The 22,730-nt window shown below is 37.1% G+C and carries 18 protein-coding genes; 14 read left to right on the forward strand and 4 right to left on the reverse strand.

Annotation, left to right across the window (positions count from 1 at the left end; all coding sequences use genetic code 11):
• Positions 1 to 37 precede the first annotated feature (37 nt).
• Entirely contained in the window at positions 38 to 1,036 is a 999-nt protein-coding gene (locus RA0C_RS09820) for a helix-turn-helix transcriptional regulator (RefSeq protein WP_004918596.1), read from the forward strand.
• A gap of 69 nt (positions 1,037 to 1,105) precedes the next feature.
• Here the strand turns inward: RA0C_RS09820 and RA0C_RS09825 are convergent, their stop codons facing one another.
• A complete protein-coding gene (locus RA0C_RS09825) occupies positions 1,106 to 2,608 on the reverse strand; it encodes an APC family permease (protein WP_004918594.1) in 1,503 nt (500 codons plus the stop codon).
• Between the two features lie 199 nt (positions 2,609 to 2,807).
• On the opposite strand from RA0C_RS09825, the gene pnuC reads away from it, so the two are divergent.
• The 12 genes from pnuC (at position 2,808) to RA0C_RS09885 (ending at position 17,654) form a co-directional block, all read left to right on the forward strand.
• Positions 2,808 to 3,476, forward strand: a complete 669-nt coding sequence (gene pnuC, locus RA0C_RS09830; protein WP_004918592.1) for a nicotinamide riboside transporter PnuC — start codon at positions 2,808 to 2,810, stop codon at positions 3,474 to 3,476.
• Between the two features lie 3 nt (positions 3,477 to 3,479).
• Positions 3,480 to 3,716, forward strand: coding sequence for a hypothetical protein (locus tag RA0C_RS09835; protein WP_004918590.1), 237 nt, complete (start codon positions 3,480 to 3,482; stop codon positions 3,714 to 3,716).
• A gap of 137 nt (positions 3,717 to 3,853) precedes the next feature.
• Positions 3,854 to 6,985, forward strand: a complete 3,132-nt coding sequence (locus RA0C_RS09840; RefSeq protein ID WP_014411376.1) for a SusC/RagA family TonB-linked outer membrane protein — start codon at positions 3,854 to 3,856, stop codon at positions 6,983 to 6,985.
• An 11-nt stretch (positions 6,986 to 6,996) separates the two neighbouring features.
• Positions 6,997 to 8,469 carry a RagB/SusD family nutrient uptake outer membrane protein gene (locus tag RA0C_RS09845; protein ID WP_013447181.1) on the forward strand — a complete coding sequence of 491 codons (1,473 nt, stop codon included), beginning with the start codon at positions 6,997 to 6,999 and terminating at the stop codon, positions 8,467 to 8,469.
• Positions 8,470 to 8,477: 8 nt separating this feature from the next.
• Positions 8,478 to 9,386 carry a putative zinc-binding metallopeptidase gene (locus RA0C_RS09850; protein ID WP_013447182.1) on the forward strand — a complete coding sequence of 303 codons (909 nt, stop codon included), beginning with the start codon at positions 8,478 to 8,480 and terminating at the stop codon, positions 9,384 to 9,386.
• 6 nt (positions 9,387 to 9,392) lie between these two features.
• The gene (locus tag RA0C_RS09855) at positions 9,393 to 10,304 is read left to right on the forward strand and encodes a DUF4302 domain-containing protein (protein ID WP_013447183.1); all 912 of its coding nucleotides are present in this window, start codon (positions 9,393 to 9,395) and stop codon (positions 10,302 to 10,304) included.
• A 14-nt stretch (positions 10,305 to 10,318) separates the two neighbouring features.
• Positions 10,319 to 10,927 carry a hypothetical protein gene (locus tag RA0C_RS09860; protein WP_013447184.1) on the forward strand — a complete coding sequence of 203 codons (609 nt, stop codon included), beginning with the start codon at positions 10,319 to 10,321 and terminating at the stop codon, positions 10,925 to 10,927.
• Between the two features lie 17 nt (positions 10,928 to 10,944).
• The gene (locus RA0C_RS09865; protein ID WP_013447185.1) at positions 10,945 to 12,126 is read left to right on the forward strand and encodes a DUF4856 domain-containing protein; all 1,182 of its coding nucleotides are present in this window, start codon (positions 10,945 to 10,947) and stop codon (positions 12,124 to 12,126) included.
• Positions 12,127 to 12,161: 35 nt separating this feature from the next.
• On the forward strand, positions 12,162 to 12,923 hold the full coding sequence (locus RA0C_RS09870) for a T9SS type A sorting domain-containing protein (RefSeq protein ID WP_013447186.1): 762 nt from the start codon (positions 12,162 to 12,164) through the stop codon (positions 12,921 to 12,923).
• A 10-nt stretch (positions 12,924 to 12,933) separates the two neighbouring features.
• Positions 12,934 to 14,097: an imelysin family protein gene (locus RA0C_RS09875; RefSeq protein ID WP_013447187.1), complete on the forward strand. Its 1,164-nt coding sequence runs from the start codon at positions 12,934 to 12,936 to the stop codon at positions 14,095 to 14,097.
• Positions 14,087 to 15,460, forward strand: a complete 1,374-nt coding sequence (locus RA0C_RS09880; protein ID WP_013447188.1) for an HTTM domain-containing protein — start codon at positions 14,087 to 14,089, stop codon at positions 15,458 to 15,460. The genes RA0C_RS09875 and RA0C_RS09880 overlap by 11 nt, the downstream gene beginning before the upstream one ends.
• Positions 15,441 to 17,654 carry a TonB-dependent receptor family protein gene (locus RA0C_RS09885; RefSeq protein WP_013447189.1) on the forward strand — a complete coding sequence of 738 codons (2,214 nt, stop codon included), beginning with the start codon at positions 15,441 to 15,443 and terminating at the stop codon, positions 17,652 to 17,654. The genes RA0C_RS09880 and RA0C_RS09885 overlap by 20 nt, the downstream gene beginning before the upstream one ends.
• 101 nt (positions 17,655 to 17,755) lie before the next feature.
• Here the strand turns inward: RA0C_RS09885 and RA0C_RS09890 are convergent, their stop codons facing one another.
• A complete protein-coding gene (locus tag RA0C_RS09890; RefSeq protein WP_013447190.1) occupies positions 17,756 to 18,874 on the reverse strand; it encodes a leucine-rich repeat domain-containing protein in 1,119 nt (372 codons plus the stop codon).
• 335 nt (positions 18,875 to 19,209) lie between these two features.
• Between RA0C_RS09890 and RA0C_RS09895 the strand changes: the two genes are divergently transcribed.
• Complete coding sequence (locus RA0C_RS09895) at positions 19,210 to 19,782, forward strand: PepSY domain-containing protein (RefSeq protein ID WP_013447191.1); 573 nt, start codon at positions 19,210 to 19,212, stop codon at positions 19,780 to 19,782.
• Positions 19,783 to 20,009: 227 nt separating this feature from the next.
• Here RA0C_RS09895 and RA0C_RS09900 read toward each other — a convergent pair whose 3' ends face one another.
• Together RA0C_RS09900 and RA0C_RS09905 are read right to left on the reverse strand one after the other, a co-directional pair.
• A complete protein-coding gene (locus RA0C_RS09900; RefSeq protein ID WP_004917454.1) occupies positions 20,010 to 20,396 on the reverse strand; it encodes an HU family DNA-binding protein in 387 nt (128 codons plus the stop codon).
• A 30-nt stretch (positions 20,397 to 20,426) separates the two neighbouring features.
• Positions 20,427 to 22,190 (reverse strand): hypothetical protein, encoded by a 1,764-nt coding sequence (locus RA0C_RS09905; protein WP_004917457.1) that lies wholly within the window; start codon positions 22,188 to 22,190, stop codon positions 20,427 to 20,429.
• Between the last annotated feature and the right edge of the window lie 540 nt (positions 22,191 to 22,730).

Here is a 22,730-nt window from a genome sequence, read left to right on the forward strand (position 1 = left end):
TGATAAATTGATGTAGCTTCGCAGAAACTAAAATATTATGTCCACTAATAAGAATGCTCAAATCCGTTATAAGGCTTTAGATGAATGTTTTTCAAATATCTATCATAAATATTTTATTGAGGATCTTATTGCCTATTGCAATGAAAAACTAACAGACCATTTTATGGAGGAAACGTCTATATCAAGGCGACAGGTACTGGAGGATATTAAATTTATGGAAAGTCAAGCGGGGTTTGAAGCCCCTATTGTTAGGTATAGAGAGGGAAAGCGGGTCTATTACCGTTATGAAGATGCGGATTTTTCTATTCTTAAGAAGTCTATGACCGATACAGAGCGCAATACTCTTAGACAGGCCTTAGAGACTCTTAATCGTTTAAACTCATTACCTGGTTTTGGCTGGGTGCAAAGCATACAAACCAAATTAGATATAGAAATAACGGAACTGCAGAGGCAGAACAAGATTATTGATTTTCAGGAAAATGAATATTTAAAGGGATTGGAGTTTTTGAATCCATTATATCAATTTATACTGAAAGAGCAGGTTTTAAGCATCCATTATAAAAGTTTTAGAGATAGGTTGAGCGTTTTTACAATGTCTCCATATTTTTTAAAACAATTTAATAATCGTTGGTTTCTATTTGGTTGGGAGCATCATTTTCATAAGGTACAGAATATTGCTTTGGATAGGATTGTTAGTATTGATGTTATTTCGGAGGTATATCATATCAATGAGATAGATTTTGTAAATTATTTTGATGAAATTATCGGAGTAACAAATGTTGAAAATGATGAAGTAGAAGAAATTAAAATAGAACTTACAGATTATATCCTGCCTTATATAGCTTCTAAACCGTTACATAGTTCACAGCGGGTTAAGGGTCATGTTTTACATCTATCTGTAAAAATTAATCAAGAGCTTAAGGCTTTGATACTTTCGCACGGCGAAAATATGAGGGTAATTTCGCCTTTATCTTTGGTAGAGGAACTTCAAAGAATTATCCAAAGAATGAAAAATAATTATGATTTCAAAAAATAAGATTTATAAAAAAATGATTCTGAAAAGCATTACTTCAGAATCATTTTGTGTGATTTTATTTACTTTTAATTATTCGTATTCATCGTAACCTCCATTATTCAGTACAGAGTTGCGTTTTCCGTAGAGTAAGTAAACCAAAATACCAAATACCAACCAACCTATCGCCATATAAATAGCGGAGGTCTCTAAGTTCCAAATGAGATAAATGTTGGTTAAAATCCCTAGACTTGCTATCACAGGTAGCATAGGTGTTTTAAAATCTCTTTTAAGTTCAGGTTTTTTAACTCTCAATAACCAAACAGCAAAACAAACCATTGCAAAAGCGAAAAGTGTCCCAAAACTACACATGTGTACTAAAGTGCTAATTGGCGTAGAAGCAGCTACTGTCGCTACAATAGCACCTACTAGCAGAGTGTTCTTATAAGGTGTTTTTCTTACAGGGTGAATATCTTTAAACATTTTTGGAAGCAGTCCATCTTTTGCCATGCCTAAGAAAATTCTAGACTGACCAAGCATCATTACTAACAGAACAGAGATAAGACCTACTGTTGCAGCTACGGTGATGAGAATTACTGCCCAACCCATTCCTGTCGCTTTTTCAAAAGCGATGGCAACAGGCGCAGTAAGTGCATCAGGTACAGAACCAAAATCTTTATAGTTCATCATTCCTGTAAGGACTAACGACATTAATATGTAAAGTGCTGTACACACCAAAAGAGAGGTGATGATGGCAAAAGGAATGTCTTTTTTAGGATTTTTAGCTTCTGCAGCTTGAGTAGAAACGGCATCAAATCCGATATAAGCAAAAAATACAGCAGAGGCTCCTGCTATAATTCCCGAAATACCATAGGCTTTACCGAGATGTCCATCGGCTTGTTTAATCAGTGTTTCTTCAGGAATAAAAGGCGTAAGATTATCCATATTGATGTACAATGCCCCAACAATGATAATGAAAACCACTACTGAAGTTTTTAATAACACAATCATATTATTAGCTCCAGCAGCTTCTTTAGTGCCTCTCACTAAAATAGCAGTTACTAACAGCACAATAAGAAAGGCAGGGAGGTTAAAAGCAAAAGAAGGTTCAGCTAAGCCGTGGTTAATTGCATATTGTTTGGCACTAGCAAAATCGTTAGTGAGGTAGTAAGGGATTTCTATGCCTATTATTTTTAATAATTTATTAAAGTAGCCCGACCAAGACACAGCCACTGTCATGGAGCCCATAGCATATTCTAGTACAAGTCCCCAGCCGATAAGCCATGCGAAAATTTCACCAATGGTACCATAAGCGTAGGCATACGCAGAGCCTTCCACAGGAAGTAATGAGGCAAATTCGGCATAGCACAAAGCTGCAAAAATACACGCTATACCAGCGATTACAAATGAAAGTGCTAAAGCAGGACCAGCGTGATAGTAAGCTCCTGTACCTGTAAGTACAAAAATACCACCACCTATAATGGCTCCTACTCCAATAGCGGTAAGACTCCATTTTCCAAGAACTCGTTTGAGTTCACTTTTTTTCATATCAGCTTCGTAGGCACCGATGGGTTTTTTCCTCCAAATATTAGACATAGTTTATAGGGTTAAATTTTATTAAACATTGCGAATATAAAACAAATTAGCTTAAGTAACTTATCTTTATAATAAAAATAATGAATGATAGGTGCGTTTTAGTTGATTTTATTTTTAAGTAATTGATATTTTTTTAATCTGTTTTTTGATGATTTTTAAATGACTATAAGGCTCAATATTTTGTACTATATTTGGGGCTATGAATTTTGAAGAGCTTTTTTTGAAACCTTACGAAACCTATGCGACTTATCAAATTATTTTGGAAATGGTAGCTAGTACTTTTGGATTGCTGAGTGTTTATTTTTCTATGAAGAAAAATATTTGGGTATATCCTACAGGTATCGTAAGTACCATTATCTATGTCTATCTTTTGTTCAAATTTGGGCTTTTAGGAGATATGATGATCAATTTCTACTATACTGTTATGAGTATTTATGGTTGGATATTATGGTCTCAGAATTCGGTGGATAATGTTTATATTCAATCAACTAAGGCTACGGCAAAAGATTGGTTAATATCGTTTGGGTTATTTGTGTTGAGTGTGGTTTTGGTAGGGATTGTCTATTACTTTAAACCTTATATAGACCAAAATTTTTCTATGGAAGGCGTTGAGTTAGGTTGGTATCATCTAGACTGGATGAACTATACCGATATTGTAACAACCGCTATATTTTTAGTAGGTATGTGGCTGATGGCAAAAAGGAGAGTAGAGAACTGGCTGTTTTGGATTTTGGGAGATTTTATTAGTGTGCCTATGTATCTCTATAAAGGGCTAGGGATAACCTCAGTGCAGTATTTTATATTTACCATATTGGCAATTATAGGGTATATAAAATGGAAAAAAAATATTTCAGTTGAAAATACATAACTTATGAAAATAGTACATATAAAAGCGAATGATTTTTTTGAATTACTAAAGTTAAAAGATGTTTCTATGTGGGATATTTTTGCCCAAATGATAAATGGTGAAGAAAAACAACTTCAGTTCATGGATAATAACGATGAAGTTTTGTTTTCTTATAATCTACCCACCACAACGGAACAACTACAGGAAGATAAAGCTATTTTCTCTAAACAATATGCTGAAAAACTAGCTCAGAATAACTAAGTTTAATTTATTCTTATTCTAAATAAGCTGATATTTATCATATAAATTTATTTATACTTATTCTAATTAATCTTTATCTTTGTCAAAAAAGATAAGACTTGAAAACGAAAAATTATTTTTGCAGGACTGCTTTACCTTTGTCTGTAGTATTCTTTTTGGGGCAGAGTGTTTATGCTCAAAAGGATACTTTAAAAAATAAAGTTATTGAGGAAGTAGTACTTACGGGGTACACCAAGGTAAAGAATAGAGTGTTTACAGGGTCTGCCATTCAGGTAAAAATGAAAGATATACAACTGGATGGAGTACCTGATGTTTCCAGAATGTTAGAAGGTCGTGTCGCAGGGCTGAATATTCAGAATGTAACGGGAACTTTTGGAGCGGCTCCAAGGATTAACATTCGTGGAGGAGCGTCTATCACGGGTAATGTACAACCGCTTTGGGTGGTAGATGGTGCTGTTTACGAGGATATTGTGAGTCTCACTTTAGACCAATTGGTTTCTGGAGATGCCGTTACTTTAGTAAGCTCTGCCATTGCGGGGATAAATCCTTCGGATATACAAGATATTCAGGTGCTTAAAGATGCTTCTGCAACCTCTATGTATGGGGCAAGAGCCCTTAATGGAGTTATTGTAATTAGTACAAAATCAGGTAGAAGAAATACACCAAATAAAATTTCTTACAACTACGAGCAGACTTACAGAAGCAGTCCGTCTTATGCAGATTATGATTTGCTTAACTCACAAGAGACGATGTCTATCTATCGGGAAATGGAGAAAAAAGGGTATTTCTCTATGGCAAATGCTTATTATGGAAGAAGGGGAGGCGTTTATTATAGAATGTATGATGCCATCAATACCTTTAATCCTAATACCAGTACTTTTTTATTGCAAAACACCGAAGAAGCGCGTTTAGCTTTTCTTAGAACTCACGAATATGCCAATACCGATTGGTTTAAACAATTATTCAATATTACGCCAACCCAAAATCATACCATTAGTTTTTCTGGAGGCGGTAAAAATACAGCCAATTATGCTTCGTTAGGATTTTTCAATGATGCGGGTTGGTCTGTTACGGATAGGGTCAGTCGTCTTACGGCCAATTTGAGAAATACTTTTTACCTTAATGATAACCTCAAGTTGGATATTGTAACGCAAGGAAATATAAGGGAACAGAAAGCGCCAGGCACTTTTTCTCAAAGAAGAAATACCGTCATTGGTTCTTTTGAGAGAGATTTTGATATCAATCCTTTTTCTTACGCCCTCAATACCAGCCGTACATTGCGTGCCAAAGACCAGTATGGAAATTTGGAGTATTATCGGAATAACTGGGCACCATTCAATATTCTTAACGAATATCAAAATAACTATATGGATATTAAAGTTTTGGATTTGAAGGTGCAGACGGAACTTGAATATAAACTCAATAAAAAATTAACAGGGAATTTATTAGCGGTAGCTCGCCGTGCACAGACGGAGAATAAGCATTATGTTAAAGAAAATTCTAATACCATTTTGGCATTTAGAGCCAATGATAATGCGGCTGTGGGAGCAGAGAATGTATATTTATTTAAAGATGCAGACCATCCTTTGGCTCAACCGCAATCAGTATTGCCACACGGAGGAATATTCAATCAAACCACCAATACTTTAGAAAGTTACTTGGTGAGAACATCGTTAGATTATAACAATAAATGGAACGAACACGATTTAAAACTATTTGGATTTGGAGAAATTAGATATGCTGACCGAACAGTAACGCCTTTTCAAGGTTATGGAATACAGTATGATAGAGGAAATCAGGTGCGTACTTCTCCATTGGTATTTCAAAAATTAATTGCAGATAATTTAGATTATTTCGGATTGATGACAAGGCAGGACCGAGGGGTTACTTTTTCGGCTAATGCCACTTATGCCTATAAGAATAGATATGTTTTTAATGCGGTGGGTAACTATGAAGGTTCCAATATTGCAGGAAAAGGGGCAAAGACTCGTTGGTTGCCTACTTGGAATGTGGGTGCGAAATGGAATGTGGATAAGGAGCATTTTCTTGAAGATGTGGCTTGGCTTAGCACACTGGCGATTCGTTCCAGTTATGGTCTAACGGCTAAAATGAACGAAAACGCCATCAATTCTTTGGCGGTCTTCAGAAGTGGTGTTACCAATCGTTACCAAATTACCGATAGGGAAAATATACTTAATATTTTGCATTTGGAAAACAGGGATTTAACTTGGGAAAAAATGTACGAACTCAATTTGGGGTTGGATTTGGGGCTGTTCAGAAATCGCATCAATGCTACCGTAGACGTTTATTCCAGAAAATCTTTTGATTTGATTGATTTGGTGAGAACTTCTGGGATTGGCGGACAGTATTACAAATATGCTAACTTCGGAGATATGGAAACCAAAGGGATAGAACTCACGTTTAATACCACCAATATTAAAACTGAGGCATTCCAATGGAAAACCAATTTGAGTTTGAGTTACTTTAAACAGAAAATCACGAGATTGCTTAATAATCCAAATACTTTTGATTTGGTTTCTGGTACAGGACGAGGCAATGTGGTAGGCTATGCCAGAGGGTCTATTTTCTCGTTTCAGTTTCAAGGGTTAGATGGGCAAGGTTTACCCACTTTTGATTTTGGGAATTATCCGTTTCAAGGAGGCGATTTATACGCTCACATTTCGGGAGCCGATTTTGCTGATACCAATTATTCTTTGTCCTATCTAAAGTATAATGGTGCGGTAGAGCCCAACTTTACGGGTGGTTTTTCTAACTCTTTTGAATACAAAAATTTTGATATTTCGTTTTTCATCACTTTTCAAGCGGGAAATAAAATAAGACTTCAGCCGACTTACGACCCTGCTTATGGCGACCTTAATGTATTTTCAAAATATTATTATGACCGTTGGCTCAATCCAGGAGACGAATACAAGACCAATGTACCTGTAATTCCGTCTCAAGATTTAATAACCCTTATGGGGAAAGAAAATATCGAAAGAGCTTATAATACTTATAATTATTCACAGTTGAGAATTGCGGACGGAAGTTTTATAAGAATGAAAAATATTTCCGTAGGATACAAAATTCCGCAGGAATATATCCAAAAGTGGGGAATGACTTCATTGGCGTTTAGGTTTCAAGTTACCAATCCGTTTTTAATTTATTACGATAAAAATCTAAGAGGGCAAGACCCTGAATTTTATCGTGCGGGAGGGGTAGCTACTCCGATTGCAAAACAGTATTCGGTAAGTCTCAATTTAGGATTTTAAAATCAATAGAAATGAAAAAAATAATATACTTTTTACTGGGAACGGCAATGCTTTCTTGTAACCGTTATTTAGATGAAATGCCAGATTCCCAGTTGGATATAGAAATAGATTCGGAACAAAAAGTAGAAGAGCTACTTACAGCGGCTTATCCCAGAGCCAGTTATTTCCCGTTTTTAGAACCAATGACGGATAATGTAGATGTGGTAGAAAAGGGAGTACATACAAGGCTAAACGAGGCTTCTTTTTATTGGAGAGATTTTGAGCAGGAAGATTTGGATACTCCATTGAATTATTGGAACGATTGCTACCGAGGCATTGCCCAAGCCAACCACGCATTGGAATATTTGAAACAGTTTCCCGATAAAACGGACAGAATTAAAGCCCTTTACGGAGAAGCGCTGTTGGTGAGAGCGTATCTGCACTTTATGCTCGTTAATATTTGGGCAGAGGCTTACAGTCCTAACTCTACGGCTTTGGGTATTCCTTATGTAACGCAACCTGAAAAAAAGGCATTACCAGAATATAAGAGGTTAACAGTGGCCCAAGTCTATGACAAGATAGAAGAAGATTTGCTATTGGGTTTGGCGGCAGTTGATGACCGCTACTATAAACTACCGAAGTATCATTTCAATAAAAAAGCGGGTTACGCTTTTGCTTCCAGATTTTACCTTTACAAAGGGGAATGGGATAAAGTCATTGCTTACGCTAATTATGTTTTGGAAGATAATCCATTGGCTAAAATAAGAGATTGGGCGGGCAAATATCAAACTTTTTTATCCACGCCAGAACTTATTCCTCAAGTTTACTCTTCGGCAGATGAAGAGTGTAATTTGCTGATTACCTCAACGGAATCTCGTTGGAAAAGAGAGGTATCCAAACTAAAATATGCCGTTAGCGAGAATAAAAGAAAAGAACTTTTCTCTAATTATGCTCCCAAATACTCGGCTTCGTTTTGGTACTTAACGAGAGGGAGTAATATGGGAAACCGATATGTGAATAAATTCAGAGAATTACAAAAATTCCAAGATGTAAGTGCCAATCCAAGAGAGCTTTATGTAGATAATGTTTTATTCACGACCGATGAGGTGCTCCTAAACCGTGCAGAAGCTTATACGATGAAGCAAATGTACGATTTTGCGACCAACGACATCATTATCTTTATGAAAGCCAAGTCGCAAAAAACATTCATCAAAGACGAGCTGATGGTGGCGTTTCAGTCAGGGCAAGAAAATTATACCCCATTTTATCATCTTACCTTCTATCAGGGAGCGTTGGTAAATGCTATTGCGGAGCTAAGAAGACGAGAGTTTGTGCACGAAGGGTTGAGATGGTTTGATATTAAACGCTTTTACCTTTCTGTGAATAGAAATACAGCGGGCGAAACTTATAGCCTTGATAAGATTTTAAGAAAAGAAGATTTAAGAAAACAGATTCAAATTCCGCTTCAAGCTCAAAAATTAGGCTTGGAGGCTAACCTTAGATAAATTAAAAGATGAAAAATATATTTTGGATATTGGCAATTATGACAGGTTTGGCATCTTGTAATGATAGAGATACCTTAAACTCGGAATCGGTGCTTGTGCCAGAAATCAAAAATACAGATGAATTAGATGGGTGGCTTTACCAAACTTATACTCAACCGTATAATATAGAGGTGAAATACCGTTGGGACGCCAATGTATCGGGGCTTAATAATGCGGCTACACCTCCGAGCAGAGCACAAGTGAAACCTGTGATGGAGGCGATGCATTCTCTGTGGTTACAAGCCTATGAGAATATTGCTGGAACTCAATTTGTAAAACAGTACGCCCCGAAGGAAATTTATGTTTACGGAGATAAAAACTTAGATTCGGAAGGTTACGAGCAAATTAGGAGCAATCACGCTCACGGGCAGATGCCATTATACCGAGTGAATGAGTTTTCTAAGTCCGATTCGGCAAGTGTGGTAAAGGTAATGCGTATGGCTCACCATCAGTTTGTGAAGGCTTTAATACAATCTAAACCTTTCGATAAAGAAGCGTTTTCCAAACTCAATTTCAATGCTTATAGCGAAACTTGGGGACAAACAAGTCCCAACAATCTTTACGACCTTACAAGCAGGGCTTCGGACTTCGGTTATTATAGCCTATTAGCGGCGAGAGGAGGAGTAGAGGAGGATTTTGCGGAAACGGTGAGTGCTTTACTTTGCAATACCAGACAGGAGGTCGATTATATGATATACAGCTATGCGGGGTACGAAGACCCTTATGATGCTGCTGATAGGGAGCGCGCTAAAAAAGCCGTAAAAACCCTCACAGAAAAAAGAGCTTTTGTGATTAAATATTTCAATGAAAATTTTGGAATTAACTTCAATAGGTTGCAGTTTGAAACCAATGTGAAATTAAAAACTTATTTAAAATAAAAATTTATGAAAAACACGATAATCGTCTTTGTAAGTTTGTTTCTATTAGTGGGAGCTTGTAGGGATAAAGATGAAACTATTTTCAGCGAAACACCTTCTCAAAGAACTCAAGAGCATATCGCTGCATTGAGAAATGAGTTGGTTTCAGCCGAAGAAGGGTGGTGGTTTACCTATTTTCCAGACGTAGATTCTTTGCGTTTTTCAGACCCGAATAAAAATATTAAAACGAGTGATAACGCCATTGTCTTTTTAGAAAGACAATTCGGGCAAGGAGGCTATACATTCTATATGAAATTTAATGAAAAAGGAACGGTAGAAATGCTAAGCGATACCGATTATAACGCTGCAAATAACCTCAAAATGAGTGATTTTGAAGTGAAACAAAGCTCCTACACTCAACTTAGTTTTACCACTTATAATTACATACACCAACTGAATAAAAGTGATTTTCTATTTTGGAAAAAAGATAGTGAGGGCAACTTAATATTCCGTACCAACCGTTATTTGGATACCAACAGAGAATATTTGGTAATGAAGAAAGCCATACTTAACGGAAAACAAGCATCGGATAGAATGAATTTGATGTATCAAAACAAAATAAATTACGAGAGACTCTACAATCCTATTTTAACGATAAAAGATTCGGAGGGCGGTGTTTTGTTTCAAAGCAATTTACCTTATAAAAAGCAAGATGTAAAGAATAGATACCAAGCCTTTGTTAAGAACTGGCAACCTAATCTTTACAATAGTTCTTATTATTCTGGGGTGGCTTCTGGTTATGTGGCTACGCAAGAGGGGTTGTTTTTCTATCCAGGAATACAGCTTACAGACCAAACGAAATTTAGGGTTTTTACTAAAGAAGGTGAGGCTTACAAATCGGTGGTAAACGGTTACGAAGCCTTAATTACGATAAAATAAAAAATACTAATCTTATGAAAAAAATAACTTATTTGTGGAGTTTGCTTGTTGTTATTTTATTTTCGTGTAACGAAAGAGTTGCCGATTTGCCAGAAGAAGACTATCACGCTTTATTTCCAAACAAAGGTAAAATTGATAAACCCAATATAGATTATACCAATATGACTCCTACGGTCTGTGAGCCTACGGAAACCGAACTTAATTTTGTTTATCCAGGGGTTGATATAGACCAAGACCTTAGAGATTATACTGTAACACTAAAGTTTAAATACACAGAGCAGCAGACCTTTCCTTTAGGACAGAAAATGTCCCAATTTGATTTGAAGTATGTGGGAGCGGATAAAAAATTGGTGGTTTTACGAAGCTATAAAGATAATAGAGGAACACCTCCAACCATAGAAGAAGGCAAGGACTACGAAATTAAATTTAAAGTTAAATCAGGGTATCCGCTTTATCTTTCCGTCCACGGGGGTGGGTATGATTTATTTTCCCTTAATGCGAGTATTCAAGCCAAATCGGACGATGGGATAGTGGTTTCTCCCGTTATTAAATACGAAACATCGGTTTATTCGGACGGTTTTACAGAGCTTACACCTTACTGCGAAAAAATCATTTTACCGTAATAAAAATAACTTGATAAATGATAAAAAGTTTAATTATGAAGAATAAAATTATTTTAGCTTTAATGCTTTCTGCATTGTGTTTTACCTCTTGTTCAAGAGAAACTTCTGGAGTGGAAACGCCTTCGGTTCTTCCGCCCGTTACTAAAGAGTCTTACGAGTACAAATTTTCAAGAAACGGTCTTTCCACAGTAGATTTGGAAACAGGAAAAGAAATGATAGACTTGTTTTATTTGTTGGATAACGGAATGAAAATCGCCAGTTCTCAATCCAGAAATTATTACGAAAGGAAGGGAAGTGTCTACGCTTTGAGTATGAAAGATATTACGGCAGCTTCCAGTTATTATACCTCCAAAACAGCTTTACAAACTGCAGTTCGCAACGAAATAGAGGTAATGTTTGGTGAGTTGAAAGCCATATCAGATAATAGCGGATTGGAAGCTAAAAAAGGTCAAGCAGGGTTCGTTGGGTACGAAGAAGAACGAAGATATGTAGATGCTTACGGTATAGAAACGGGGCAAGTATTGCAAAAAGCACTTATGGGAGTGGCTTTGTTAGACCAAGTACTCAATCAGCATTTAGGAGAGGAAATCCTTAGCGATGCCCAATTACAGAAAGATAACAGCAACTTAGTGATGGTTTCTGGGAAGAGATACACGGCTTTAGAGCATCATTGGGATAGGGCTTATGCGTATATGGGAAGGGAAAACTCTAAGTTTACGCCATTGTTTATTGCCTATTATTTGGAGAAAGGAACTAAAGATATGCCGTTTTTGGCGGGGATAGACGAAAGAGTTTACACAGCGTTCTATAAAGGAAGAAAAGCGGTAGTGGATAAAGACTATACCGAAATGAAAAAACAAGCAGCCATTATAAGAGGTGAATTAAACAAACTCTTTGCGGCCAGAGCTATTTATTATCTTAAGAAAGGCATTCCAGATTTAAGAGAAGATGTTCGAAATGCATTTCACGGTTTGTCGGAGGCTTATGGCTTCATCTACGCCCTTAATGCTGCCAGAAAAGAAGGCGGTTCGTCTTATTTATCACCAGCGGAAATCCATCAAATTTTAACCGAATTTAAGGGAGAGCACGGTTTTTGGGACGTGGACCGCTTAGCGGCTGATGAAAAGACCAAAGGTTCACTACTTAATTTGTCCAAACAGATAGCAGATAAATTCGGATTTAAAGTCAATGAAATTTAAAAATAAACACTAATCAATCTAAAAACTATAAAAAAATGAAAAAGTTTTTACTAACCATAGGGGTACTAAGCTCCTCGTTATTATTTTCTCAAAACCTGATAACCAACTCAAGTCTGGAGCAATGGAGTAGTAGTTGCTATTTAGGGAATTGCAGATATTATCCTAAAGATTGGAAAGGTAATGCTAAACAATCAGCGGAAAATCCGAAAGAGGGAACATATAGTGCAGAGTTAGGTTCTGGTAGGAATATAGAATTTGAGTTGAGACAAGGGATAGAAGCAGGTCAGAAATATATTTTAAGTTATTATGTGTATTCTACAGGTGCAGAAAGACAATTGGTTCATCGTTTCAGATGGAGAGATGCGAATAGGACAACTATAGCAACAAACGGAGATGACTATACTCATTCTGTAACGACTTTCGGACAGTGGGAAAAAGTAGAAAAAGAGTTTGTTGCCCCAGGGGGTGCAGCAGGATTTTACATTAACCTCAATACTTTGGGGAGTGGCTCGGAAGTCATCCGATTAGACGATTTCAAATTTTATAAGCAGGGAAGTTTGGGAACACAAGAGTGGTCTTCGCAAAAAGAAGTACAGCTCCATACCCAAGGAAAGGAACTCCAAGTTTTTACAACCAAACCCGTAACGATTAAAGTATATGGCGTTGGAGGACAATTATATGTTACAAAAACGGTGAACTCCAATGATAGGATAACTTTGTCGGCTTTACCTCACGGTATTTATTTGGTGTTGGTAGAAACAGATAAAGGGACATTCAGTAAAAAAATAAGATTATAAAACAGTCGTGATGAATTATTTTAAACTATTTTTTTCAGCACTCTTTTGTTTGGTATTGTTTTCTTGTGGCGGTAACGATTCCCCTACGGAAAACGCAAAGGTGGACGATGGATTTGACCGAAAAGAAATGCTCAGGCATTGGGCAGATAACTTTATCATTCCCTATACGGAAAAGTTTAAAGATGAGGCGACCAATTTGGATACAAAGATTAAAGCGTTTGCGCAAGAGCCCAATCAAACTCATCTTACTGCGGTGAGAGAAGCCCTTAACAAGACTTACGAAGCCTACCAGTATATTGGTTTTTATCGTTTGGGTAAGGCGGAAGAAGTTTCTATGAATTTTCTGTATAGGGTGAATACCTACCCTACCAATACGGAACGGATAAAACAAAATGCGAAAGACCACAACTATAATTTCCGTCAACTTTCGGAAATTCAGGGGGGTAAAATAGCCCAAGGGCTTCCTGCGATAGATTATTTGGTGAATGGCTTGGAGCCCGAAGATAACGCTATTTTAATGGAATACACTTCGGGGCAAGAGGCAGCGGATTATAAGGCTTATTTATCGGCGTTGTCTGCGGAAATTTTAAAATCGGCTACCGAAGTTTTAGCAGATTGGAAGGGCGGTTACCGAAACAAATTTGTAGAAAATACGGATAGCAACGCTTCAGGAAGCATCAGTCTAATGGTAAATGCCTATGTGCAGTATTACGAGAAAAATCTTCGTGCAGCTAAGATAGGTTATCCATCAGGTGTTTTAACGCCGATGTTTCTGGCACAAAGCGAAGCTCCTAAACCTCATTTGATAGAAAGCCAGTTTGCTCCCCAGTACAGTAGAGCGTACGCCCTCTTGGGAACGAAAGCAATGCTGGAATTTTTTCAAGGCAAAGGGATTAACGGTAAAAGTGGCAAGTCGCTACAACATTATATAGACTATATGGCGACCAAGAATGCTCATCACAAGACTTTATCACAAGACATTGTCCGCCAGTTTGAGGAAGCCATAAAAAATATAGAAGCTCTTAATCCTAATCTTAAAATCCAAATAACCCAAGATTTGGCTCAAATGAAAAATGCCTATTTCAGTCTTCAGCAGAATGTTTCTAAACTGAAAGTGGATATGGTACAATCGCTCAATATCACCATTTCTTATATGGATACCGATGGAGATTAAAGACTGGAAATATCAGTATTTTAAAAAGCCTGTAAGTTCTGCCGTTTTGGGGACTTATAGGCTGTTTTTCGGATTGCTAATGCTGGTAAGCATCGCTCGGTTTTTTCTGTACGGTTGGATAGAGCGTCTGTATATAGAACCTCGTTTTTTCTTTAGTTATTACGGTTTTCAGTGGGTAAAACCTTTGGGGAATTATACCTACGCTTTATTTTTGTTTGCAGGGCTAATGGCTTTTTTAGTAATGGTGGGGCGGTATTACCGAATGGCAATCGTTGGTTTTTTCCTTTCGTTTACTTACATCGAACTTATGGATAAGACTAATTATCTTAACCATTATTACTTTATCAGTATTTTGAGCTTTTTGTTGATATTTTTACCGATGAACGTGGCTTTCTCTGCCGATGCGGAAGCCAATCCCGAAAAGAAAAGAGAGTTTGTTCCAGTATGGACGATTAACGCCATTAAGTTTCTGGTAGGCTTGGTTTATTTCTATGCAGGTGTGTGTAAGCTCAATTCCGATTGGCTATTGGAAGCAATGCCGCTCAAGTTATGGTTGGCTTCAAAGTTTCATCTTCCGCTGATAGGTGGTTTGATGGATAAAACTATAACCGCCTATTTGTTCAGTTGGGCAGGAGCATTGTACGATTTGAGTATCCCTTTTTTACTATTATATCGTAAAACCAGAGGCTGGGCATTTGGGAGTGTGGTGGTTTTTCATACGCTCACTTGGTGGTTGTTTCCTATTGGTATTTTTCCTTTTGTGATGATGTTTGGAGCTACGATTTACTTTTCTTCCGAATGGCATCAGAAGTTTTGGTACAGGCTGTACTCTTGTTTCAAATGGGATTTTAAGGCTTACTTTAATGGCAAGGTTTACCAATATGCGCCGTATTTCAAGAAACCTATCTGTGGAATTTTGGTTTTATTTTTTACCGTTCAAGTGTTACTGCCTTGGCGGTATTTGCTTTATCCGGGGGAATTATTCTGGACGGAGGAGGGCTTTAGATTTTCTTGGCGGGTGATGCTGATGGAAAAAGGCGGTTATGCAGAGTTTAAAGTCTATAATCCTAAAACTAAGGAATATTACCGAGTGGAAAATTCGGATTTTCTCACCCCTACACAAGAAAAACAGATGGCATTTCAACCTGATTTTATTTTAGAATACGCCCACTTTTTAAAGGATTATTTTGAAAGGGAAAAAGGAGTAAAAAACGCCAAGGTCTATGCCGAGGTGTATGTGGCTCTCAATGGTAGGAGAAGCCAGTTGTATATTAACCCTAATGTAGATTTAACTAATGAAGAAGAATCATTTTTACCAAAGAAATGGCTATTACCTTTCAACGATGTTATTAAAGGCTTGTAACATTGCATTGCTTACCGCACCATTATTTTTGAATGCTCAACACAAAGAAAGAATCAAGGATATACAGGAGGTAGAACTGGTTAAAAGAAAGTTGGAAGCCTTTGAATCCAGAAAATTGAGGGAAGTGGAAGGCACCAGCATCTTTGCCGCTAAAAAAACGGAAGTGGTGCTAATGGATTTAAAGTTGGCTAATAAAGCCCTTAATAATCCCAGACAGGTCTTTTCCCAAGTATCGGGCGTTAATGTTTTTGATAGTAACGACGGGGGGCTTCAGCTCAACATAGGAGGGCGAGGGCTTAACCCTAACCGTTCAGCTAACTTTAACACCAGACAGAATGGGTACGATATTAGTGCCGATGTATTGGGTTATCCAGAGAGCTATTATACACCACCCGCAGAGGCATTGGAGGAGATTCAGGTGGTGAGAGGAGCGGCTTCGTTGCAATACGGAACACAGTTCGGAGGGTTGCTTAATTTTAAACTAAAAACGCCAACTAAAACACAACCGTTGGAGCTTATCAGCAGGAATACTTATGCAAGTTTTAATACTTATACGAGTTTCAATGCTTTGAGCGGAACGGTGGGCAAGTGGTCTTATTATACCTTTTTTAATTATAAGCAAGGGGACGGATTTCAAGAAAATTCGGAATATAATGCCAGAAACTTTTATGTTCATTTAAACTATGAGATAACGCCTCAAACAAGTATCAGTACGGAGTTTACCCGTTTTAATTATTTGGCACATCAACCTGGGGGGCTTACCGATTTTCAGTTCTACCAAAACCCTTATCAAAGCAACCGAGCAAGAAATTGGTTTAAAGTGGACTGGAACCTTTGGAATGTGTCATTAAAGCATCAGTTTACCCCTCGTGCCAAATTAAGTTTAAGTGGGTTTGGCTTGGGAGCGTCCCGTTATTCTTTAGGGTATCGTCCGTCCAGAGTTGCAGATGTGGATTATGAAGGGGCTATACGGGATTTGATTACAGGAGATTTTAAGAATTGGGGAGTAGAAGCAAGGTTCCTGCAACAATATGGGAATAAAAACCATACTTTTTTGGTAGGAGGTAAATATTATAAAGCTCAAAACTCGGGGAAGCAAGGACCGGGAAGTACTTTTTCTGGGGCAGATTTTAACTTTGACCAGACTAATAAAAACTATTTCTTTCAGTCGGATTATAGCTATCCTAACCGAAATATAGCGGTGTTTTCAGAGAATATATTTAAGTTGGGAGCTTCTTGGTCGGTAGTACCCGGTGTGCGTTGGGAGTTTATAGATACTGGTGCAGATGGGGCGTACCAAAGGGTGATAGAAGATAATGCAGGAAATGTAATCTATAACAAACGCTTTGAAGAACAAGAGAAACGCCAAAGAAATTTTGCACTATTGGGATTGGGTGTTTCTTATAAGCCTACCAAAGCGTTTGAATTTTACACTAACTTGTCCCAAAATTACCGCTCTGTAACCTTTAGTGATATTAGAGTAGAAAATAATTCCCAAGTGATAGACCCCAACATTAAGGACGAAACAGGCTATACGGGAGATTTGGGGATAAGAGGGAATTGGAAAAATACACTGTCTTACGACATCAATATGTTTGGATTGTGGTATAATAACAGAATAGATAATGTTTTTAGAAAAAGGGAAGGCTTGTTCTCCGATGTAGCAAAGGTACGAACTAATGTAGGAGCGGCATTTATTGCGGGGTTAGAATCGTTGGTAGACGTAAATATCAACAAACTTCTTTTAGGGAATTTGCAACATTGGAAATGGAATTTGTTTTTTAATACAGCACTCACGCATTCTCAATATGTAAAGTCCGAGATACCTGGGATTAAGGGCAACCGTGTGGAATATGTACCTAAAGTCAATTTAAAATCGGGGCTTAACTTTGGGTACCGTAACTTTTTAGGAAGCCTTTTGTTTACCTATATGTCGGAGCAATTTACCACGGCAACTAATGAACCTACGGATAAAACAGACCATCTGTGGGGGATACGAGGGAGCATACCAGCTTATAAGCTATTAGATGCCTCTTTTTCGTACCGCATCACACCTAATATCCGATTGGAAACAGGCGTGAATAATGTACTGAATGAAGTCTATTTTACCCGAAGAGCCACAGGGTATCCAGGACCGGGGATTATTCCTTCCGCTCCTCGCCAATATTATTTCACTTTGGAAATGAAGCTGTAGGCGGTTGGGGATAGGTTGGTTTTATGGAAAATAATATTTTAATGAAAAAGCCGCTGTAACAAATGTTACAACGGCTTTTTCGATATTCTATTTTTAGTAGTTTATTGTTTTATGATTTTTTTGGTTATCATCTTTCCGTCCACTTTTATTGATAGGAGGTAAACTCCTTTTTTTAGGTGATTTAGGTCAATAGTTTTGCCGTGGGCATTGGATAAAATAAGCGTTCCGGAAGCGTCGTAAAGGTTTATTTCGGAAACTGTTTTCTTGGAAGCAATGTATAGAATATCTTTTACAGGGTTAGGATAAAGCGTTACATCATCGCTTGAAGAAGATAAGTTGGAGGTGGACATAGTACCGCAATCTGTATTATAGGTTACACCACTATCTTGTTGCCACGTAGAACTTACTTTTTCGCCTTCGGTAATTTTTACACAAGTTAAGTTAGGGTTATTGGTAATATCTAATCCCGAAAAATTAGCATAACTTCCGAATGCAATGTTTAGACTATTGAGGTTATTGCTTGCCAGAGATAAATTAACCAAATCTGGATTTTTACTGGCGTCTAAAGTTTCTATTTTATTATTGCTTAAATCTACACTTACAAGTTTGGGGTTCTTATCAATGCTGATATTGGTAAGGCTGTTCCCGTAGCAAGATAGGCTGGTAAGTTTTGTATTGTTATCTATGTTTAGCGAAGTTAGTTGGTTGTTATAGCCTTCTAAGGTAATAAGTTCTGGGTTTTTGCTTAGGTCTATATTACTGATTTGGTTGTCGCCAAAATTTAAAATCTTTAGCTTTTTGTTTTGGCTTACGTCTAAGGAAGTTAAATTGTTATAGTAGCTGTTTAAATCCTCCAATTCTGTATTTTGACTAATATTTATGGAAGAAATATTAGACCCTTCTAAGTAAACTCTCTTTAGAGCTTTGTTCCCGCTGAAGTCTATTTCTGTAAGGCTCCCTGTATTGTAGTATAATTGTATTTCTTCCACATTTTTGAAGGCTTCTAATCCCGTAAGATTGTTGATTTTTTTATCTGATAAATCCAATCTATCAGTTAGGGCTTCTGCCTCTGTTACGCTAATTTCCCCATCGCCATTTGTATCAATTTTTGGGTAATGCTTAATGAGAGCTTGCTTGAATTCTGAATCAGGAATGTTCACATTTTGAGATAGAACTACGATATGCGATAGTACTAATCCACTAAGTAATAATTTTTTCATATTTGCTTATTTAGATTTTGTAAAAATAAAAATAACGATAAAGAAAATCCTAATTAAATACCTACGAAAGGATATATTATGATAAATATCAGTTTTAATAAGTTCAGTAGTTTGATTGTGAATGATAGATATTGTGAAGAATTCTAACGCATATAAGTTTTTTCTATATAAAATATAAAAGGATAAAAATGGAGAATGGTTCATCTTTTTTTAGGTCTGGTGAAAGCATCTTTATTATGATGAAGCAGGTTTTGTAAAGTTATGTTATATTTGTCCCAGTGATTTTAGGGGGACTAATGACCAGATTTTGCTTACTAATTGTGAAATAGATAAAGATGATACAGAAAGACAAAAGAAAGAAACAAGCTGCACTACTTAGGAATTTTAGAAAAATACATAGGATAACAGGAGCTTTACTATTTGTATTTTTCTTTTTTATATCCGTTTCGGGGCTTCTGTTGGGTTGGAAAAAGCATAGTGGCGGGCTTATTCTGTCTAAATCCTACAAAGGCACTTCCATCGAACTCAAAGACTGGCTTCCGTTGGACAGTCTGCACCGTAATGCTTGTAAAATATTGCACGATTCTATTTCGCCAGACTTATCTCTTGAGTTGGATAGGATAGATGTCCGCAAGGATAAGGGTATGGTAAAGTTTGTATTCAGCCATCATTTTTGGGGCGTTCAGCTTGATGGTTCTACGGGAAAGCTATTGCATATTGAACGGAGGCGCTCGGATTATCTTGAAAAAATCCACGATGGTTCTATTATCGACTTTTATTTGGGAACCGATGGCAGTCTGTTTAAACTAATATACACCACCGTCATGGGGATTGCTCTTTTGATATTTACGATTACAGGCTTTTGGCTTTGGTATGGTCCTAAAAGAATGAGAAAGATTGCCAGATAATAGTTAATAGTAGGATTACCAACACTTATAATAAATCAAGGCTGGTTCTATACAGAACCAGCCTTGATTTTATCTAAAAGGAGGCTTCTAATTGGTAAAGAGGAAGCCTCCTTTTAGACAAAAAGAAGCTTCCTTTTGTAATGCCTATGGCTAGGGACTTTCCGAAGATAGGTTAAGTAGGCTAAAAAACCTGCGGTAGTTTTTTTAAGGCGTATAGATGGGGCGGGTTATTTCGCTTTTTCAAAGCCTGCCGCAGTCATACTATCTAAGATGCGTTTACCGGGGTGATAGTTTACGCCTACCGATTTAATGAGACTTTGATTAAAATCTTTCTCCGTAGCCGCTCCGCCACTGCTAAGGGTAGGATAGAGGGTGCCTAGCTTTTCTAAACGAACCATATAGCCATTGGCTAAGGCTTCTTGGGCTACATTTTCTAAAGCAACCAATACCCCTTTGATATCCGCCTCACTTAGAGCAGAGAATTTTTCTATTTGTTTTACCATATCGTCTATGGTGAGCTCGCCTGCACTTACAGCTTGGGCATACCATTTTTTAATGCCACCACCTGCTACCCCAGGCTGTGGTTTTTCTACTACTGTGAATTTTATTGCCATAATTTATTAAGTTTATATTGTGGTTTATTTTTAATTATTAAGAAGTACCCAACCTGTGGATTTACAACCATAAAAATTATCACTCTCAAACTTGATAGCCCCATAGTTTGCAGAAGTACAAGTACTAGTAGTGGTGCCTATTTTTATAGCTCCAGCTATTTCTAATTTTTCACTTGGGGTGGTTATTCCTATCCCCATATTACCATTAGCTTGTATTCTCATCTTTTCCGTAGGTAAGGTAAGGTTGGGATTGGTTCCAGGTGTAGGGCTTTGGGTTTTAAATATCAGGTTAGATCCCCCATCTCCAGAGCCATTCATTTGATCTATAATTTGTGAAGTAGCGATTCTTGTTTCAATATTATTGGAGTCTATTATTTTTTTACTAGAGCCATTTTGAAATTCTAAGATGGCTTCTTGATTAGCTGCCCATTTATCGTTTCTTAATGATAGTTTATCTCCTAATGAGCTACTTCCTGCATTGGTATAGATAGCATAATTACCATTTGAACCACCAGAAATATTCTCTACAAATACCCCATAATTATTTATTGGAGCAGTTGCAACTGTTGGGTCAGCTACTGTACTTCCAGCATAAACCCCTGATTGGGTTTTATACTGAGTCCTACCTGAATTATAAACAGTAAAACAACCCGCCACTAATCGCTCTCCAACAAAAGTGGTATTTCCAGAGTCTTTGCCTACAGAAACCTGTCCTATAGTTCCATATACATTAGTATTTAAGCCTTTACTTCCGATATTTGAAAAGAAATATCCTCCTACGGCGTTAGTTACATTCCCTGTAGCCGCAGGTTTTAAAAAAGCGGTGCCCTGTGAACCATACAGATTATCTACATTTCCAGAGGTATCAAACGAAGCTTGTAGAAAACCCCCTCTTAAAGTGCCTGCTGACTGACCATTCCCCACATTTCCATAAGATTGTATTCCATCTAAAATAGAAACAGTTCCTCCTCCAATAGCATTGGCAAGAAATGTAGACCCTAACACTGAACTATAACTATTATTATTCCCTTCAAGAATATCTATTTGGTTTCTGCCTCCCACAACACCCACGCCTGGTTGATACTGGTCTGAACTAGAAATACTTAAAAAATTACTCCTTTGGTTTTTCAGATAGATTGAAGCACCTGTAATAGGATGTTTAAAGGTATTTAGTGGTAAATTATCCAAGGTATCATACATAGAGACTTTCCCTCTAGCTGTTCCTTTGTAGGGTGTTGGGATATATTTTGTAATCACTCCCTTTACAGGGTCAGTTGCTGTAATTGCGAATATAACATCATCATCTTCAGAATGTCCTCCGTTGTAGGCTACCCCATTTTCATCATAATACACCTTGTTATTAAAGGGTGGTGTACCACTTCTCTTAAGCTCTATTCTTTTATTAGTGGGATTATATACCCACTCTTGCCCCTCTTTGCCTGCAGTTTTTACCCATTTGGTACCATTCCAAAAATAGTAGCCTTTTTCGGTAATGTCTATCACTTTGGCATCTGCTGGCGTGGTGGTATAGTCGCTTAAATCATTTACATAGATAAGGGTAGATTCTTTAATACTGGTATTTCCACCCATTTGTAGAGTTTTGTTAATACTCACATTAGGGATAACAAGCCCCTCCAAGGTATTGTTAGTATTATCAGATTTACCTTTAATTTCTAAAGTAGCGTTGGGTTTATCGGTGTTAATTCCCACTTTGCCACTGTAATCTTGTCCGTAGTAAGCTACAAAGCTTAAACCTAAAAAGGCGAACACACTCAATTTGGTTGTTGTTTTCATAAAATTTAATTTTAAAATTGTTGATATTTAATTGTTTAAGATTATAGATGTTAGATATTGGATTTTAGACTTAAGGGTTGAGGTGATACTAAGTTCTAACCTTAAAAAACGCCTTCCCTCTCTAAACACACACAGAACGAGAGGAAAGGCTAATACAGAAAGAGCAAAATACTCTCTCTGAACACTAAAAGCACCTAACAAGAACGACCATGTTGTAAGACAAAACAATGGTACTTTTAGTAAATAAGTATGAAAGCTAAAATTAGAATAGGATAAACACGAAAAGCTCCGAATGGTAGTTATTGGAAGAAGTTGGTTAAGCCTAAATTTAGGACTAATGATTAACGACGAAAATCTATATAAAAAGTAATATAATAGAACGCGTAGGCACGGTACTATTTGTGTGTATTTACACAATTATTTGGCTGTTCCAAATAATTGGGACACTTTTTTACACTTGGTTGTATGTTTTTGATATAGTGGGTCATAAAACTGGGGCAAATGTATAAGCTATTTTTTAGATATGCAAGTTTTAGGAGT

Origin of the sequence: Riemerella anatipestifer ATCC 11845 = DSM 15868 (assembly GCF_000252855.1) — a bacterium.
Lineage (GTDB): Bacteria > Bacteroidota > Bacteroidia > Flavobacteriales > Weeksellaceae > Riemerella > Riemerella anatipestifera.